This window comes from Micromonospora sp. CA-111912 (assembly GCF_050948415.1).
In the GTDB taxonomy this organism is placed as follows: Bacteria; Actinomycetota; Actinomycetes; order Mycobacteriales; family Micromonosporaceae; genus Micromonospora.
The window spans coordinates 5,259,241-5,275,069 of sequence record NZ_CP192007.1; the positions used below are offsets into that span (position 1 = coordinate 5,259,241).

At 75.6% G+C, this 15,829-nt stretch carries 19 protein-coding genes; 3 read left to right on the forward strand and 16 right to left on the reverse strand.

Annotated elements, in window-relative coordinates; genetic code table 11:
• Positions 1–49: 49 nt before the first annotated feature.
• Positions 50–1,507, reverse strand: a complete 1,458-nt coding sequence (locus ACQPZO_RS21620; RefSeq protein WP_433343498.1) for a PLP-dependent aminotransferase family protein — start codon at positions 1,505–1,507, stop codon at positions 50–52.
• Positions 1,508–1,566: 59 nt separating this feature from the next.
• Here ACQPZO_RS21620 and ACQPZO_RS21625 point away from each other — a divergent pair, with 59 nt between their 5' ends.
• Both ACQPZO_RS21625 and ACQPZO_RS21630 read left to right on the forward strand, forming a co-directional pair.
• Positions 1,567–2,301, forward strand: coding sequence for a YczE/YyaS/YitT family protein (locus tag ACQPZO_RS21625; RefSeq protein ID WP_433343499.1), 735 nt, complete (start codon positions 1,567–1,569; stop codon positions 2,299–2,301).
• Between the two features lie 68 nt (positions 2,302–2,369).
• Entirely contained in the window at positions 2,370–2,831 is a 462-nt protein-coding gene (locus tag ACQPZO_RS21630; protein WP_433343501.1) for a hypothetical protein, read from the forward strand.
• 15 nt (positions 2,832–2,846) lie between these two features.
• On the opposite strand, the gene hisF is transcribed toward ACQPZO_RS21630, so the two are convergent.
• The 12 genes from hisF to hisD form a co-directional block, all read right to left on the reverse strand.
• Positions 2,847–3,614 carry an imidazole glycerol phosphate synthase subunit HisF gene (hisF, locus tag ACQPZO_RS21635; protein WP_387023427.1) on the reverse strand — a complete coding sequence of 256 codons (768 nt, stop codon included), beginning with the start codon at positions 3,612–3,614 and terminating at the stop codon, positions 2,847–2,849.
• A gap of 86 nt (positions 3,615–3,700) precedes the next feature.
• A complete protein-coding gene (locus ACQPZO_RS21640) occupies positions 3,701–4,699 on the reverse strand; it encodes an NADP-dependent oxidoreductase (protein WP_433343502.1) in 999 nt (332 codons plus the stop codon).
• A 45-nt stretch (positions 4,700–4,744) separates the two neighbouring features.
• Positions 4,745–5,176: an organic hydroperoxide resistance protein gene (locus tag ACQPZO_RS21645; RefSeq protein ID WP_433343504.1), complete on the reverse strand. Its 432-nt coding sequence runs from the start codon at positions 5,174–5,176 to the stop codon at positions 4,745–4,747.
• A gap of 1 nt (position 5,177) precedes the next feature.
• The gene (locus tag ACQPZO_RS21650; protein ID WP_433343506.1) at positions 5,178–5,624 is read right to left on the reverse strand and encodes a MarR family winged helix-turn-helix transcriptional regulator; all 447 of its coding nucleotides are present in this window, start codon (positions 5,622–5,624) and stop codon (positions 5,178–5,180) included.
• A 130-nt stretch (positions 5,625–5,754) separates the two neighbouring features.
• Complete coding sequence (locus ACQPZO_RS21655) at positions 5,755–6,144, reverse strand: RidA family protein (RefSeq protein ID WP_387023435.1); 390 nt, start codon at positions 6,142–6,144, stop codon at positions 5,755–5,757.
• The gene (gene priA, locus ACQPZO_RS21660; RefSeq protein ID WP_433343507.1) at positions 6,141–6,866 is read right to left on the reverse strand and encodes a bifunctional 1-(5-phosphoribosyl)-5-((5-phosphoribosylamino)methylideneamino)imidazole-4-carboxamide isomerase/phosphoribosylanthranilate isomerase PriA; all 726 of its coding nucleotides are present in this window, start codon (positions 6,864–6,866) and stop codon (positions 6,141–6,143) included. The genes ACQPZO_RS21655 and priA overlap by 4 nt, the downstream gene beginning before the upstream one ends.
• A gap of 32 nt (positions 6,867–6,898) precedes the next feature.
• Positions 6,899–7,222, reverse strand: coding sequence for a hypothetical protein (locus ACQPZO_RS21665; protein ID WP_387023439.1), 324 nt, complete (start codon positions 7,220–7,222; stop codon positions 6,899–6,901).
• Positions 7,223–7,297: 75 nt separating this feature from the next.
• Positions 7,298–7,933 (reverse strand): imidazole glycerol phosphate synthase subunit HisH, encoded by a 636-nt coding sequence (gene hisH, locus ACQPZO_RS21670; protein ID WP_433343510.1) that lies wholly within the window; start codon positions 7,931–7,933, stop codon positions 7,298–7,300.
• A 79-nt stretch (positions 7,934–8,012) separates the two neighbouring features.
• Positions 8,013–8,183, reverse strand: a complete 171-nt coding sequence (locus tag ACQPZO_RS21675; RefSeq protein ID WP_433343512.1) for a hypothetical protein — start codon at positions 8,181–8,183, stop codon at positions 8,013–8,015.
• A 28-nt stretch (positions 8,184–8,211) separates the two neighbouring features.
• A complete protein-coding gene (hisB, locus tag ACQPZO_RS21680) occupies positions 8,212–8,823 on the reverse strand; it encodes an imidazoleglycerol-phosphate dehydratase HisB (RefSeq protein ID WP_433343513.1) in 612 nt (203 codons plus the stop codon).
• Entirely contained in the window at positions 8,820–9,893 is a 1,074-nt protein-coding gene (locus tag ACQPZO_RS21685; protein ID WP_433343515.1) for a histidinol-phosphate transaminase, read from the reverse strand. The genes hisB and ACQPZO_RS21685 overlap by 4 nt, the downstream gene beginning before the upstream one ends.
• Before the next feature lie 23 nt (positions 9,894–9,916).
• Complete coding sequence (hisD, locus tag ACQPZO_RS21690; RefSeq protein WP_433343516.1) at positions 9,917–11,239, reverse strand: histidinol dehydrogenase; 1,323 nt, start codon at positions 11,237–11,239, stop codon at positions 9,917–9,919.
• 106 nt (positions 11,240–11,345) lie between these two features.
• On the opposite strand from hisD, the gene ACQPZO_RS21695 reads away from it, so the two are divergent.
• The gene (locus ACQPZO_RS21695; RefSeq protein ID WP_433343517.1) at positions 11,346–12,047 is read left to right on the forward strand and encodes an LON peptidase substrate-binding domain-containing protein; all 702 of its coding nucleotides are present in this window, start codon (positions 11,346–11,348) and stop codon (positions 12,045–12,047) included.
• Here the strand turns inward: ACQPZO_RS21695 and ACQPZO_RS21700 are convergent.
• The 3 genes from ACQPZO_RS21700 to ACQPZO_RS21710 all read right to left on the reverse strand — a co-directional run bounded on the left by ACQPZO_RS21700 (position 11,962) and on the right by ACQPZO_RS21710 (position 15,807).
• Entirely contained in the window at positions 11,962–12,936 is a 975-nt protein-coding gene (locus tag ACQPZO_RS21700; RefSeq protein WP_433343519.1) for a DUF2567 domain-containing protein, read from the reverse strand. The two genes, ACQPZO_RS21695 and ACQPZO_RS21700, sit on opposite strands and share 86 nt — an antisense overlap.
• Positions 12,937–12,992: 56 nt before the next feature.
• Positions 12,993–14,762: an AAA family ATPase gene (locus tag ACQPZO_RS21705; protein ID WP_433343521.1), complete on the reverse strand. Its 1,770-nt coding sequence runs from the start codon at positions 14,760–14,762 to the stop codon at positions 12,993–12,995.
• 76 nt (positions 14,763–14,838) lie between these two features.
• Positions 14,839–15,807, reverse strand: a complete 969-nt coding sequence (locus ACQPZO_RS21710) for a hypothetical protein (protein ID WP_433343523.1) — start codon at positions 15,805–15,807, stop codon at positions 14,839–14,841.
• Positions 15,808–15,829 lie beyond the last annotated feature (22 nt).

Below are 15,829 nucleotides of genomic sequence, written 5' to 3' on the forward strand. Positions count from 1 at the left end.
GCACCGGGGTAGACCCACTGCGGCCAGCCCCTGTTGCCCACTCCGCCGCTCAGGCGATGACGGCCGGCTCCCGCCACCGCGGCCGGCCGCCACGGTCCAGGTCGTACCGGACCGCGGCGAGCCGCCCCACAGCGTCGACCAGGTCCGCGGCCGGCAGGGTGAACGGCAGCCGCAGGAACCGCTCCAGCGTCCCGTCCAGGCCGAACCGGGGTCCGGGGGCCAGCCGTACGCCGACCTCCTCGGCGGCCCGGGCGAGCGCGCTGGAGATCGGCCCGTCCAGCTCGGCCCAGAGCGTCACCCCGCCACGCGGGACGGTGACCCGCCAGTCGGGCAGCCGCTGCGCGAGCGCGCCGGTCAACGCGTCGCGCTGGGCGGCGAGCTGCACCCGCCGGGCGGCCACGATGGTCGACGCGTCGGCCAGCAGGTGGACCGCGACCAGCTGGTCCAGCACCGGGCCGGCCATGTCCACCCCGACCCGGGCGGCGGCCAGCCGCTGCACCTGGGGGGCGGAGGCGCGCACCCAGCCGATGCGCAGGCCGCCCCAGTACGGCTTGCTCATCCCGCCGATGGAGATCACCCGGGAGTGCCGGTCGAAGGTGGCGACGGGCGGCGGCAGCGGGGTGCCGTCCAGCGGCAGGTCCACGAACGACTCGTCGATGACCAGGTCGGTGCCGGCGGCGTGGGCCGCGCCGACCACCCGCTCGCGCAGCTCGGCGGGCATCAGGTGCCCGGTCGGGTTCTGGAACTCCGGGATCAGGTACGCCAGCTTCGGCCGCCCCTGGCGCAGGCTGCCCAGCAGCAGGTCGGCGTCCCACCCGGCACCGTCGGTGGCCAGCCCGTGGGTGGTGATCCGGGCCCGCCGGGCGGCCAGCGCGGCGAGGGCGTTCGGGTAGGTCGGCGACTCGACCAGCACGCTGCCCCCGGGGGCCAGGGCCAGCCGCAGCACCAGGTCCAGCGCGTGCTGGGTGCCGCTGGTGATCATGATCTGGTCGGGCGAGGTGGGCAGGCCCCGGTCGGTGTACCCGGCGGCCACGGCCTCGCGCAGTTCGATGATGCCGGTCGGGTGGTAGCCGGCGCCGCCCAGGTAGCGGGGCAGGTCCTCGGCGGCGGCGCGGGCGGCGGGCATCAGCTCCGCCGGGGCGGCCAGCGCGGCCATCCCGAGGTCGATCATGTCCCGGTCGTCCTGCGGGGTCCACAGCCCGGTGCTGGCGACCCGGTGGGTGCCCGGGAGCATGGTCCAGCTCCCCGCGCCCCGCCGGCTGGCCAGGTGGCCGGTCTCCCGCAGCAGCCGGTATGCGGCGGTGACCGTGGTCCGGCTGATCCGCAGCGCCTCGGCCAGCTCCCGCTCGGCGGGCAGGCGCACCCCCAGGGGCAGGCGGCCGTCGGCGAGCAGCCCCCGGACGGCGGCGGCGAGCGCCGCGTAGTCCGGGCTGCGGCGGCGGCCCGGCAGGGCGTGCCACTGCCCGAGTAGTCGGGCCAATTGGGGGCCACGCACCTGACTTGTCATGGCCACCCTTCTGATATTGGCTCCTTATGCCGTACCAATTGGACCCTAGGGTGGCACGCATGGCACCGATTGGCAATCTCCGGCAGCGGCCGGTCCGGCGGCTGACCCAGCTCTACGCGGGCCTGCTCCTCTACGGCGTCAGCATGGCGCTGATGATCCGCTCCGGGCTCGGCCTCGATCCCTGGGACGTGTTCCACCAGGGGCTCTCCCGGCTCACCGGGCTGTCGTTCGGCACCGTCACCATCGCGGTCGGCGCGCTGGTGCTGCTGCTGTGGATCCCGCTGCGGCAGCGTCCCGGCCTGGGCACGGTGAGCAACGTGCTGGTGATCGGGCTGGTGGTGGACGCTACCCTGGCCCTGCTGCCCGGCGGCGGCCCGCTCGCGGCGCGGGCGGGGCTGCTGGTCGCCGGGATCGTCGCCAACGGCGCCGCCACCGCCCTCTACCTCGGCGCGCGGCTCGGCCCGGGCCCCCGCGACGGCCTGATGACCGGGTACGTGGCCCGCCGGCCCGGACGGTCCGTCCGGCTGGTGCGCACCGTCATCGAGATCACCGTGCTGGCCCTGGGCTGGCTGCTCGGCGGCACCGTCGGCGTCGGCACGGTCGCATACGCGCTCGCCATCGGGCCGCTGGCCCAGTTCTTCCTGCCCGTCTTCACGGTGGACCTGCCGCCCCGGGAGCCCGCCGCGCCGGAGCCCGCCGGCCCGGAGCGGAACGGCCGGATCGCGGTCGACCCGGAGCCGGACGGCCATAATGTGGTCGAAGCACCGGCGACGGACTGCGGTCAACCGCGCTGAGCTGCGGAAATGCCGGGCCGGGAAAAGTGGGTGTTTCCTTGCTCGGCGGCGCACGGCATCATTCCTGCATGGGGGAGAACGGATGGCTTTGGGCCGACGCCTGGATCTTCGTTTCACTGGTGATCGCGAACGGTGCGGGGCGGCACCGCCGGGCGGCGTCCACCCGCCGGCCGGAGGGCGTCCGGCTCACTGACGTGCTCTCCACAGCCGACCACCTCAACCACGCCATCCCCGAACGGCACGAGGTGGAGACGGCGGTCCGACGGCTCGTCGGCGCCGGCCTGGTCAGCGTCTCGGACGGCTGGTTCCGGCTCACCGCCGACGGGGAGCGGCTGTGGCGCACCCGGCCGAACGCCGGCCTGTCCACCGCCGTGGACACCGTGCAGGGCGTGCTGTGCCGGCGGCACACCCCCGGCAGCGCCGACTGGACGCTGGAGAAGGAGGAGCACGCCGCCGCCGTGCAGGAGTACGTGGTCCGCTCGATCCCGGCCCCGCGCCGCTCCCCCGAGGGCCAATCCGGCCGGGGCTGACCCCGGAGGGCGACGTCAGCGGACGGGGTGACCCGAGCCGCGCAGCACGCCCTTGACCTCGCCGACGGTCAGCTCGCCGAAGTGGAAGACGCTGGCCGCGAGCACCGCGTCCGCCCCGGCGGCGATCGCCGGCGGGAAGTGGGCGATCTCGCCCGCGCCGCCGCTGGCCACCACGGGCACGTCGACGACCCGGCGGACCTCGCCGATCAGCTCCAGGTCGAAGCCGGCCTTCGTGCCGTCGGCGTCCATCGAGTTGAGCAGGATCTCCCCCGCGCCCAGCTCGGCGCCGCGCCGCGCCCACCGGACGGCGTCGATCCCGGTGCCCCGGCGACCCCCGTGGGTGGTCACCTCGAAGCCGCTCGGGGTGACCCCGGCCGGTGCCCGGCGCACGTCGAGGGAGAGCACCAGCACCTGCCGGCCGAACCGGTCGGCGATCTCCGCGATCAGCTCCGGGCGGGCGATGGCGGCGGTGTTCACCCCCACCTTGTCGGCGCCGGCGCGCAGCAGGGTGTCGACGTCCGCGACCTGCCGGACGCCGCCGCCCACGGTGAGCGGGATGAAGACCGACTCGGCGGTGCGCCGCACCACGTCGAGCATGGTGCCCCGCTCGCCGGAGGAGGCGGTCACGTCCAGGAAGGTCAGCTCGTCCGCGCCCGCCCGGTCGTAGGCCGCCGCCAGCTCCACCGGGTCGCCGGCGTCGCGCAGGTCGAGGAAGTTGACCCCCTTGACCACCCGCCCGGCGTCCACGTCCAGACACGGGATGACCCGTACCGCCACCGTCATGCCGCGAAGCCTATCCTCTCCCCGCCGCCCCCTCCGTGACCGCCCGAGCCCGCCTCCCGCACCGCAACGGCGGGGTGGTCGGGGGTCTACAGCCGGACGAGCATCTTGCCGAGGTTCTCGCCGCGGAGCAGGCCGAGGAATGCCTCCGGGGCGCGGGTGATGCCGTCGACGACGGTCTCGTCGTACGAGAGCTTCCCCTCGCGCAGCCAGCCGGCGACCTCCTGGACGAACTGGCCGCGCAGGTGTTCGTGGTCGCTGACCAGGAAGCCGCGCAGGGTGAGCCGCTTGCCGATGACCAGCGCCAGGTTGCGCGGGGCCGCCGGCGGCTCGCTGTCGTTGTACTGGGCGATCATCCCGCAGATCGCGGCCCGGCCGTGCAGCCGCATCGCACCGATGGCCGCCTCCAGGTGGTCCCCGCCGACGTTGTCGAAGTAGACGTCGATCCCGTCCGGCGCGGCGGCCCTGAGCGAGTCGCGCACCGGGCCGTCGTGGTAGTCGAAGGCGGCGTCGAAGCCCAGTTCCTTCAGCCGCTCGACCTTGGCCGCCGAGCCGGCGCTGCCGACCACCCGGCCGGCACCCCTGAGCATGGCGATCTGGCCGACCATGCTGCCCACCGCTCCGGCCGCGCCGGAGACGAAGACGGTCTCGCCCGGCTTCATCGCGGCCACGTCGAGCAGCCCCGCGTACGCGGTCAGGCCGGTCATGCCGAGCGCGCCCAGGTACGTGCTCACCGGGGCCAGGCCCGGGTCGACCTTGCGGGCGCCCCGGGCGTCGACCAGGGCGTACTCCCGCCAGCCGAGGCCGTGCAGGACCGTGTCGCCCGGGGCGATCCCGTCGGCCTCACCGGCCACCACCTCGCCGAGCGCGCCGCCGTCGAGCGGGGCGTCGAGGGCGAACGGCGGCGCGTACGACTTGACGTCGTTCATCCGCCCCCGCATGTACGGGTCGACGGACATGAACTGGTTGCGCACCACGAGCTGGCCGGGCCCCGGGGTGGGCACCTCGGTCTCCACGAGGCGGAAGTTCTCGGCGGTCGGCCAGCCCTGCGGGCGGGAGGCCAGGTGGATCTCACGGTTGACGGTCACGGTGTCGTCCCTTCGGTCGCTGGTCGGGCTGCGCTGCGCGAGGTGTCAGGCGGCCAGGGCCTCGCGGACGGTGAGCGCGACCTCGACGTTGCCACGGGTCGCGTTCGAGTAGGGGCAGACCTGGTGAGCCTGGGCGACGAGCTGCTCGGCGGCCTCCCGGGGCACGGCCGGCAGGTCCACCACGAGGGCCACGGTCAGCCCGTACCCGCCGTTGCCGTTCGGGCCGATGCCCACCTCGGCGTCGACGACGGAGCCGGTGACGTCGGCCTTCGCCCCGCGGGCGACCAGGCGCAGCGCCGAGTGGAAGCAGGCGGCGTACCCGGCGGCGAAGAGCTGCTCCGGGTTCGCGGCGCCGCCGGCCCCGCCCATCTCCTTCGGGACCGCGAGGTCCAGCTCGAACGTGCCGTCGGAGGTGCGGACGCGGCCGTCGCGGCCGTCGCCGGTGGCGCGGGCGTTGGCGGTGTAGAGGACCTTCATGTCACTGCTCCTTCTGTCGGTGGATCGTCTCGGTGACCCGGGTCAGGGTGTCGCGCAGCGCGACCAGCTCGGCCTCGCTGAGGCCGGTGGCGAGGGCCACCCGCAGCGGGACGTCGCACATCCGCTCGCGCAGCGCGGCTCCGTCGCCGGTCAGGCGCACCTCCACCCGACGCTCGTCGCGCGCCGAGCGGGACCGGACCAGCAGGCCCGCCGCCTCCAGCCGCTTGAGCAACGGGGACAGGGTGCCGGAGTCCAGGCGCAGCGCGGCGCCCAGCTCGGAGACCGTGGGGGCGTCGTCGTCGCGCTCCCAGAGCACCAGCAGCACCAGGTACTGCGGGTAGGTCAGCCCGAACGCGTCGAGGATCGGCCGGTAGACGTCGGTCAGGGCGCGCGACGCCGCGTACAGCGCGAAGCACACCTGCCGGCGCAACACCAGATCATCGGCCACCCCAGAAAGGTAGCGGACAATTAAGTTGCGCACAACCGATCTGGTGGGACGGTGGCCCGACTCACCCCGCCCTCGCCGGAGCGGGGCGGGGCGGGGTGGGGCGGGGTGGGGCGGGGTGGGGTGGGGCGGTCTAGCGGTCGCCGAGGTACGCCTCCAGCTCCACCTCGACCAGGTGGTCCGGGTCCAGCAGGGCGGCCACCACGACCAGGGTCGCCACCGGGCGGACCGCGCCGAACACCGCGTTGTGGGCCCGGCCCACCTCGTCGGCGTACGCGCGGTCGGTCACGTACATCCGGGTGCGCACCACGTCCCCGGGCTCCGCGCCGACCTCAGCCAGGGCCGCCAGGCCGATCCGCAGTGCCTGGGCGGTCTGCGCCGCGGCATCCCCCACGTGCACGACACGCCCGTCGACCGTGGCGGTGCAGCCGGCCGTGACAGCCCGGTCGCCGGCCCGGACCACCCGGGAGTAGCCGTAGAGCTGCTCCCAGGGGCCGCCCGAGCCGAGCCGGGTGACGGTCACGCGGCGGCCAGCACGTCGAGGGCCTGTCGCACGGTGAACGCGCCCGCGTACAGCGCCTTGCCGGCGATCACACCCTCCACGCCCACCGGCTCCAGGGTGGCCAGGGCCCGCAGGTCGTCCAGCGCCGAGACGCCGCCGGAGGCGATCACCGGGGCGGCGGTGCGGGAGCACACCTCGCGCAGCAGGTCCAGGTTCGGCCCTCGCATGGTGCCGTCCTTGGTGATGTCGGTCACCACATACCGGGCGGCGCCGGCCTTGTCGAGCCGCTCCAGCACCTCGAACAGGTCGCCGCCGTCGCGGGTCCAGCCGCGCGCCGACAGGGTACGACCCCGCACGTCCAGCCCAATGGCGACCCGGTCGCCGTACTCGCCGCAGACCCGGTCGCACCACTGCGGGTCCTCCAGCGCGGCCGTGCCGATGTTGACCCGGGCCGCGCCGGTGCCCAGGGCGGCCCGCAGCGACTCGTCGTCCCGGATGCCGCCCGACAGCTCCACCTTGACGTCGAGCCGGCGGACCACCTCGGACAGCAGGGCCGCGTTGGAGCCACGGCCGAACGCGGCGTCCAGGTCCACCAGGTGGATCCACTCCGCGCCGTCGCGCTGCCAGGCCAACGCCGCCTCCAACGGGTCGCCGTAGGCGGTCTCGCTGCCGGCGGCGCCCTGCACGAGCCGGACGGCCTGGCCGTCGACGACGTCCACGGCGGGCAACAGGGTGAGGCTCAACGCTCTTCTCCTCGAATCGGGAACACGGTGGATCAGGACCGGCGGCCCAGGGCGATCACCACGGCCGCCGGCAGGACCAGCAGCAACAACACGACCAGCACCAGCCGCAGCGCCAGGTCGTCGACGAAACTCCAGATGCCGAGCACCGCCACCCCGGTCAGCCCCACGATCGCGGCCCGCTCGCCCCGGGTGTGCCGGGCCAGCCGGCCCGAACGGCGGCGCGACCAGCGGGGCAGCAGCCGGCGTACCAGGGCGCGGCGGCGCTCCCGGCGGGCCACCCGGCGGCGGCGGACGGCCCGCTCCCGCTCCAACTGGGCCTCGCGGGCCTCCCGGCGGCGGGCCCGCTCCTTGCTCATCGGACGCCCCGGCCCGGCGTCGCCGGGCCGACGGGCGGCCGGGCCGCGGCGGCCCGGCCCGGCCCGGTGACCCGCTCAGCCACGGACGGTCACGGTGGCCAGCCAGTTGCGCAGCAGCGCCGCGCCGGTGTCGGCCGACTTCTCCGGATGGAACTGGGCTGCCGACAGCGCGCCGCGCTCGACCGCGGCCACGAAGTCCGTCTCGTGGTGCGCCGTGGTCACCGTCGCCCCGGCCGCGGCCAGCGCCGCCGGGTCGGTCACCCCGTAGGAGTGGACGAAGTAGAAGCGATTGTCCGCCGGCAGGCCGGCGAAGAGCGTCGACGACGCCGGGGCGTGCACGGTGTTCCAGCCCATGTGCGGCAGCCGGGCGGCGGCCAGCCGCGTCACCGCGCCGGGCAGCAGCCCGAGCCCCTTGGTGACCACCCCGTGCTCGTCCCCGTGCTCGAAGAGCACCTGCATGCCGACGCAGATGCCCAGCACCGGGCGGCCGGCGGCGACCCGTTCGGCGATCACCGGGCCCGCGCCGATCGCCTCGATCCCGGCCATGCAGGCGGCGAACGCGCCGACGCCCGGAACGACCAGGCCCTCGGCCTCGGCGGCGGCGGTCAGGTCGTCGGTCACCGTGACGTGCGCGCCGGCCCGTTCCAGGGCCCGCTCGGCCGAGCGCAGGTTGCCCGAACCGTAGTCCAGCACCACAATTTGCTTGCTCATGCCGGCACTCCGCTGCGCTCCGTGCCGCCATGAGGCACCACAGCACTGCGCCTGACGATTCGCTCGCTACGCTCGCTCATCAGCCCTCCCCGGGCAGCAGCCAGAGCACCCCGCCGATGGTGGCCAGCACCGCGAGCAGCGCGGTGATCACCACCGCGCTACGCGGCGCGCCCTGGCGGTACAGCGACCACGCCCCGCCGACCAGCACCCCGGCGAGGATCAACAGCAGCGTCGGCAACACAGACCCCATCAGGATCGTCCCTTCCGCGCGCCCGGCCTCACAACGCGCCCTTCGTGCTGGGGATCGCGCCGGCCGAGCGCGGATCGATGGCGGTGGCCTCGCGCAGGGCGCGGGAGACCGCCTTGAACTGGGCCTCCACCACGTGGTGGGCGTCCGGGTGGCCGCCGGGGCGGGCCGCCCGCAGCACGTCCACGTGCAGGGTGATCCGGGCCGCCTGGCCGAAGGACTCCCAGATGTGCCGGGTCATGCTGGTCGGGTAGACCGGCCCGATGTACGGCGCGAGCGGCGGCTCGTCGTGCACCACGTACGGGCGGCCGGACAGGTCGACGGCGGCCCGGACCAGGACCTCGTCCATCGGGACGGTGGCCGAGCCGTACCGCCGGATGCCGGCCTTGTCCCCCAGCGCCTGGTCGAACGCGGCGCCCAGGGCGAGCGCGGTGTCCTCCATCGTGTGGTGGGCGTCGATCTCCAGGTCGCCGACGGTGCGCACGGTCAGGTCGAAGCCGCCGTGCCGGGCGATCTGGTTGAGCATGTGGTCGTAGAAGCCGACGCCGGTGCCGATCTCGGCCCGGCCGGTGCCGTCGAGGTCGATCTCGACGAGCACCTTCGTCTCGTTGGTGATGCGCTCCACCCGGGCGGTCCGGCTCATTGAAGTCTCTCCATCGCGGTGAGGAAGGCGTCGGTCTCGGCGGGGGTGCCGGCGGTGACCCGCAGCCAGCCGGGCAGCCCGACGTCGCGGACCAGCACGCCGGCGTCGAGCAGGGTGCGCCAGGCCACCGCCTGGTCGCCGCCCACGGCGAAGAGCACGAAGTTGGCGTCGCTGTCGGCCACCCGGTGCCCCCGGGCGCGCAGCTCGGCGACGATCCGGTCCCGCTGCCCCATGATCGCCTCGACCGTGCCGAGCAGGGCGTCGCGGTGCGCCAGCGCCGCGCGGGCGGCGGCCTGGGTGAGCGCGGAGAGGTGGTACGGCAGCCGGACGAGCTGCACCGCGGCCACCACAGCCGGATCGGCGGCCAGGTAGCCGAGCCGGCCGCCGGCGAAGCCGAACGCCTTGCTCATCGTCCGGGTCACCACCAGCCTCGGGTGGCCGGGCAGCACCGCGAGGGCGCTGACCGTGCCGGGGCGGGCGAACTCGGCGTACGCCTCGTCGACCACCACCATGCCGGGGGCCTCCGCCAGCACCGCGGCGACCACCGCCGGGTCCAGCACGGTGCCGGTGGGGTTGTTCGGCGAGCAGAGGAAGACCACGTCGGGGCGGTGCTCGCGGACCTGGGCCACCGCCTCGTCGGCGGTCAGCCCGAAGTCCGCCCCACGCCGGGCCGGCACCCAGCGGGTGCCGGTGCCCAGGGCCAGCAGCGGATGCATCGAGTACGCGGGGGCGAAGCCGAGCGCGCTGCGCCCCGGGCCGCCGAACGCCTGGAGCAGCTGCTGCTGGATCTCGTTGGAGCCGTTGGCCGCCCACACCTGCTCGACGGTGAGCCCGTGGCCCAGGTACGCCGCCAGGTCGGCGCGCAGCGCCACGGCGTCGCGGTCCGGGTACCGGTTGAGGTCGCGCAGCTCCGCCGCGAGGGCCTTGCCGATCGCGTCGACCACCGGCTCGGGCACCGGGTAGGAGTTCTCGTTGGTGTTCAGCCGCACCGGCACGTCGAGCTGCGGCGCCCCGTACGGGGACAGCCCGCGCAGGTCGTCGCGGATCGGCAGGTCGCCGATGGCACTCACGCCCGCCACCCCGCCTCGCTCGCTCACGGGGCGTCCCCCGGGAAACGCACGCTGACCGCCTGGCCGTGGGCCGGCAGGTTCTCCACCCCGGCCAGGATGACCACGTGTGGGGCCACCTCGCGCAGCGCCTGCTCGGTGTACTCCACGAGGTGGACGCCGCGCAGGAAGGACTGCACCGACAGGCCCGAGGAGTGCCGGGCGCAGCCGCCGGTGGGCAGCACGTGGTTGGAGCCGGCGCAGTAGTCGCCCAGCGACACCGGCGACCAGGCGCCGACGAAGATCGCCCCGGCGTTGCGCACCCGCAGCGCCCACTCGCGGGCGTTCTCGGTCTGGATCTCCAGGTGCTCGGCGGCGTACGCGTCGACCACCCGCAGGCCGGCCTCCAGGTCGTCGACGAGGACCACGCCGCTCTGCTCACCGGTGAGCGCGGTGGTGACCCGCTCGGCGTGCTTGGTCGCGGGCACCTGTCGGGCCAGCTCCCGCTCGACCGCCTCGACCAGCGCGGGCGACGGGGTGACCAGCACACTGGCCGCGAGGGGGTCGTGCTCGGCCTGGCTGATCAGGTCGGCGGCGACGTGCGCCGGGTCGGCCGTGTCGTCGGCGAGGATGGCGATCTCGGTCGGGCCGGCCTCGGCGTCGATGCCCACCACCCCGCGCAGCAGCCGCTTCGCGGCGGTCACCCAGATGTTGCCCGGGCCGGTGATCATGTCGACCGGTTCGCAGCGCTCCGCGCCGGACGGGTCGACCGCCGAGCCGTACGCGAGCATGGCCACCGCCTGAGCGCCGCCGACGGCGTACACCTCATCGACGCCGAGCAGCGCGCAGGCCGCGAGGACCCGGGCGTCGGGCAGGCCGCCGTTGTCCTGCTGCGGAGGGCTGGCCACCACCAGGGAACGGACCCCGGCCGCCTGGGCGGGGACCACGTTCATCACCACGGTCGACGGGTACATCGCCAGGCCGCCGGGAACGTACAGGCCGACCCGGTCCACCGGCACCCAGCGCTCGGTGACCGTGCCGCCCGGCACCACCTGCGTGGTGTGGTCGGTGCGCCGCTGGTCGGCGTGCACCTTCCGGGCGCGGCTGATCGACTCCGACAGCGCTGCGCGGACCTGCGGGTCGAGCGTCCCCTCGGCCTCGGCGATCGCCTCGGCGGGGACCCGAAGCAGCTCCGGCGAGACGCCGTCGAACCGCTCGCTCGCCTCCCGGATCGCCGGGTATCCATGCTCCCGGACCGCCTCCACGAGCGGGCGGATCCGCTCGACGGCCACGGAGACGTCGAGCTGGGCACGAGGCAGCAGGCGGCGGGGGTCCCGGACGCCGCCGCGCAGGTTGATCCGATTCAACACCCCTGCGAGTCTAGGCGGACCGCCCGGCGTCGGCCCGCGCCGCCCGCAGGCCGGGACGGTGAGCCGAGCCACGCCGTCGCGGCGCGGGCGGGCTACGCTCGACCACGTGACTGCACGGTTGCCGATCTTCCCCCTCGGGACGGTGCTCTTCCCCGGTCTGGTGCTGCCCCTGCACATCTTCGAGGAGCGCTACCGGGCCCTGGTGCGCCACCTGGTGGGCCTGCCCGAGGGCACCCCCCGCGAGTTCGGGGTGGTGGCGATCCGGGCCGGCTGGGAGGTGGCCCCCGGGTCCACGGAGCGACCCGTGCCCGGCGTCGGCGACGTCACGCTGCACGAGGTGGGCTGCACCGCCGAGGTGCGTCAGGTGACCGAGCTGGCCGACGGCGGGTTCGACATCGTCACGGTGGGACGGCGGCGGTTCCGCATCACCGACGTCGACGAGCGTGCCGAGCCGTACCTGACCGCCGAGGTGGAGTGGCTGCCGGAGCCGGGCGGCCCGGACGAGGGCAGCGACCTGCTGGCGGCCCGGGTGATCTCGGTGTTCCGGCAGTACCTCGGGCTGATCCGTCCCGACCCGGAGGATATCTCCGAGCAGCTCCCGGAGGACCCCACCGTCCTGTCCCACCTGGTCGCCGCGACGGCCATGCTGACCGTGGACGACCGGCAGCGGCTGCTCGCCATCGACGACACGGCCGCCCGGCTCCGCGCCGAGCTGCGGCTGCTCAACCGCGAGGCGGCTCTGCTGCGCCAGGTGCGGGCGGTTCCGGTGCCGCTGTCGGAGCTGGCGAGCCCTCCGGCCCCCAACTGACCCCCGGCGGGGCGGCCGGGAAGCCGCCGGGCGGGACGGCCGGGACCCAGGCCAGGTCGGGCGTCGGCTCCCGGCGCAGCGACGGCCAGCGGGACCAGCCGGCCAGCAGGGTGTACGTCACGGCCGCGGCGAACGCCGGCAGCAGCAGGTTGCCGTACGGCACCGGGAGCACGTCGAGGAACCAGTGCACGCCCCCGGCGCGCAGGTCGGCGGGCTTGGTGAACGCCCGCCCCACCGGGGCGTCGGCCAGCAGACGGTCGTACGTCGACAGGCCGACCCGGCGGCCGACCTGCCAGGCCACCGGTGCCGCCGCGAGCCCGCCGAGTACGCCGGCGAGCAGCCCGGCGGGGCCGCGGCTGCGACGCAAGAGCACCCACAGGGCCAGCGCGGCGAGCACGCCGAACCCGAGCCCGAGCATGCTGAACCAGCCGTCCGCGGCGATCGGCTGCTCCGGCTGCGGCTGGGCGTAGACGGCACCCGCGGCGGTCTTGACCACCGGGGTGTCGGGCGCGACGGCCGCCCAGAGAAGCCCCAGCGGAACGCCCAGCGCGGCCAGCGCCGCCGCCGCGCCGAGCGCCACCGCGATCGACCGCCCCGGCCGACGCGCCGGCCGGTCGGCACCGGGGAACGGGACGTAGCCGGCGTCGGGGAACGGGACGCTGCCGGCGTCGGGAGTCGCCGGTCCGGACGCCCCGGGGTCGGGGGCCGGCCAGGCGAGCGGGTCCGCGCCGGGCGCGGCGGCGGGGGTGCCCGCCGGCACCGGCAGGCCGGCGGACCAGCCGGGGGCCTCCGGGCCCGCCACCGGCCGGGGCTGCGCCCCGGGCTCGGGCCCGCCCGGCGCGGCGGGTGGGGGCAGGGGGCGGTCGGGATCGGAGGTGTCCGGGCTCACCGGTTGATCCTTCCAGACCGGACCCACCCCCGGGGCGTCGGTGCCGCCGGACGGTCTCAGTCGGCGAAGGGTTCGAGCATGGTCGACGCGGCGCGCAGCCAGGCCTGGCGGGTCTCCGGCTGGAGCTGCTGGTACTCGATCGAGGACCCGGTCTCCAGCGCCGGGTCGTACGGCACCACGGTCACGGCCCTCGTCCGGGTGGCGAAGTGCCGCTCCAGGTCGTCCTGCAGCGGCGAGCGGCCGGGCGTCGGGCAGGAGATCAGGGTGACCGCGTTCTCGGCCAGCTCGCCCATGCCCACCTCGTGCAGCAGGTCGAGCATCCAGTCCGCGCTGAACGCGGCGTCCTCCCGGGGCACGGTGGTGACCACCAGCTGGTCGGCGGCCTGCATCACCGTGCGCCAGTTCGGGCTCTCCACGTTGTTGCCGGTGTCCACGCAGACCACGTCGTGGGTTCGGCGCAGCAGCTCCAGCACCCGCTTGACGGTGAACTGGTCCAGCCGCTGGGCGAACCTAGGGCTCTCCTCCCCGGCCAGCACGTCGTACGAGCCGTCGGAGGCGTGCCGCAGATAGTCGTCCAGGCTCCCCAGCAGTTCGGCGCCCTCGCGGATCTCGATCTGGGCGAGGTCGCCGATCAGGTGCCGGATGGTCCGGGCGTGCCGGGCGCTGCCGGCGCGCAGCCCGAGGGTGCCGCGCAGCTCGTTGTCGTCCCACGCGAGCACGCCCCGGCCCCGCACGCTGCCCACGGTGGCGGCGGCCAGCACCGTGGCGGTGGTCTTGTGCACCCCGCCCTTGGGGTTGGCGAAGGCGAGCACCCGGGAGGTGCCCAGCTCGCGGCGGAGCACCCCGGCAGACCGCTCCAGCTCGCTCTCCGGGCTCTGCGGTCGCCACTCGATCCGGGCCGGGTAGCCCCGGTCCACCACGGCCGGCGGCCCGGCCTGGTAGACCGGCTCGACCGGAGGCTGGTACACCGGCTCAACCGGGTAGACCGGCTCGATCTGCGGCTGGTACACCGGCTCGACCGGGTAGGCCGGCTCGACCGGAGGCTGGTACACCGGCTCGATCGGGTAGGCCGGCTCGATCTGCGGCTGGTACACGGGCTCGACCGGTGGCTGGTACGTCGGCTCGGGCCGGTACCCGCCGTTGTCCAGCAGCGCGTACCGCGACTCGACCGGTGACGGCTCGGACCGGTAGCCGTTTTCCAGCATCGCGTACCGGGACCGGGCGGGCGGGGCAAGGTCGGTGCGGCGCACCGGCTCCGGCTCGGGATGGGCCGGCTCGTGGCGGGCCGGCTCGGCCCGCCACACCGGCTCGACCGGATAGCCGGACTCGAGCGGGTACCCCGGCTCGACCGGATAGCCGGCCTCGGACTGGTAGGACGGCCCGGGCCGGTGGGACGGCTCCGCCTGGTACGCGGGCCCGGGCTGGTGGGACGGCTCCGCCTGGTACGTCGGCTCGGGCTGGTAGGAGGGCTCGGGCTGGTAGCCCGGGTCGATCCGATAGGCCGGGTCCACCCGGTAGCTCGCCCCGGCCCGGTAGCCCCCGTGCGGCGGCTCGGCCGGGTGGCCGGGCTCCGCGCCGTACGACGGCTCGGCGGAGCGGCCGATCGCCGGCGCCCGCCCGGCGTAGCCGTTGCCCGACGCGCGCCGGGGCAACGGCTCGGGGGCCACCCGGGACGCCTCCTCGGCACGATGGTCGGCCTCGGCCTGCTCCGCGGTACGACCGCCGTGGCGGGCCCGGTCGAGCAGCGCCCGCCACCGCGGTGCTGGCTCGGCCGGTCGACCCCAGCCGGTCTCCGTGCCGTCCAAGGCTCGCCCTCCCAGCGCCATCGATCTCCGCCTGACAGGCTACGAACGAAACCCTATTCGGGCCACACCGGTCTGCGCACATTCTGGTCCGTCTTTGTCACCGGGGCACCGCCTCCGGGCCGCCGTCGGCCGCGTACGGCGAGGTCGCGGCGCTCGGCGCGACCTCGCCGGCCGACGCCGGGCTGACAGGCGGTGATGACACCACGACCTTCGGTGCCGCTTCCGACGTTTCGCCCACCCCCGGCGCCGGCCCGGTGTCGGCCGGCGGGCGGGCCACGTCGCGCTGTTCGGGCAGCGGTGGGGTGACCACCGCGCGGTCCAACCGGCGCAGCTCCGGGGCAGGTTCGACGGACCGGACCCGCGGCCGACCGGCCAGCGCGCGCAGCGCCTCCGGCCCGCCCCGCACCACCGCCGCGTACACGCAGGCACACCCCGCCCGGTACGCCGCCGCCTCGTCCGCCGCGACCTGCGCCCCGGTCTCGTACCCCCGGCGCAGCTCGGGATCGGTGGCACCGGCGGCCCGGGTCCGCTGGTCGGCGGCCTCGCGGTCCTTGCGGGCGGCCACCCCGGCCATCCCGGCGGTCACGTCCTGCGGCAGCCACTGGACCGGCAGCCGGACGATCTCGCTCTGCCGGCCGGGCAGCGGCGCCCGGACCACCACCTCCGCGACGGACACGCCGTCGAGCAGCGCCGCCAGCCCGCCCGGGGCGACGTACGCCGAGAACGACACCAGCGCGTACGTTCCGGCCGTCGACCCGCCGGCCGGCAGGGCCGCCAGCTCGGCCGCGGCGGCACGCAGGTACCCGGGGATCGGGTCGCCGGAGGCGATTCCGACCCGGGTCACCTCGCCCACCGTGCGGTCCCCCACCGGCCGGTCCTGGCGGCTCGCCCACCCGACGGTGAGCAGCACCGCCGCCACCGCCAGCAGCGCGGCCGAGGTGAGCAGGCGGGGCCGGCGGGCCACTCCGGCCGGGGCGCGACCGGCGGCGGGTCCGGTCGCGGCGGCCGGCCCGGTGTCCGGGCCCGACGGCGGCTGGTCGGACCGCGGTGGTTCGGTAGCGCGCACCGCGCGGGCCCTCTCGTCGGAA

What these genes read in the sequence shown, in the direction of transcription:
- ACQPZO_RS21620 (WP_433343498.1), bottom strand. Translation starts at nt 1,507, where the DNA reads ATGACAAGTCAGGTGCGTGGCCCCCAATTGGCCCGACTACTCGGGCAG.
- ACQPZO_RS21625 (WP_433343499.1), top strand. Translation starts at nt 1,567, where the DNA reads ATGGCACCGATTGGCAATCTCCGGCAGCGGCCGGTCCGGCGGCTGACC.
- ACQPZO_RS21630 (WP_433343501.1), top strand. Translation starts at nt 2,370, where the DNA reads ATGGGGGAGAACGGATGGCTTTGGGCCGACGCCTGGATCTTCGTTTCA.
- hisF (WP_387023427.1), bottom strand. Translation starts at nt 3,614, where the DNA reads ATGACGGTGGCGGTACGGGTCATCCCGTGTCTGGACGTGGACGCCGGG.
- ACQPZO_RS21645 (WP_433343504.1), bottom strand. Translation starts at nt 5,176, where the DNA reads ATGAAGGTCCTCTACACCGCCAACGCCCGCGCCACCGGCGACGGCCGC.
- ACQPZO_RS21665 (WP_387023439.1), bottom strand. Translation starts at nt 7,222, where the DNA reads ATGAGCAAGGAGCGGGCCCGCCGCCGGGAGGCCCGCGAGGCCCAGTTG.
- hisH (WP_433343510.1), bottom strand. Translation starts at nt 7,933, where the DNA reads ATGAGCAAGCAAATTGTGGTGCTGGACTACGGTTCGGGCAACCTGCGC.
- ACQPZO_RS21675 (WP_433343512.1), bottom strand. Translation starts at nt 8,183, where the DNA reads ATGGGGTCTGTGTTGCCGACGCTGCTGTTGATCCTCGCCGGGGTGCTG.
- hisB (WP_433343513.1), bottom strand. Translation starts at nt 8,823, where the DNA reads ATGAGCCGGACCGCCCGGGTGGAGCGCATCACCAACGAGACGAAGGTG.
- ACQPZO_RS21705 (WP_433343521.1), bottom strand. Translation starts at nt 14,762, where the DNA reads ATGGCGCTGGGAGGGCGAGCCTTGGACGGCACGGAGACCGGCTGGGGT.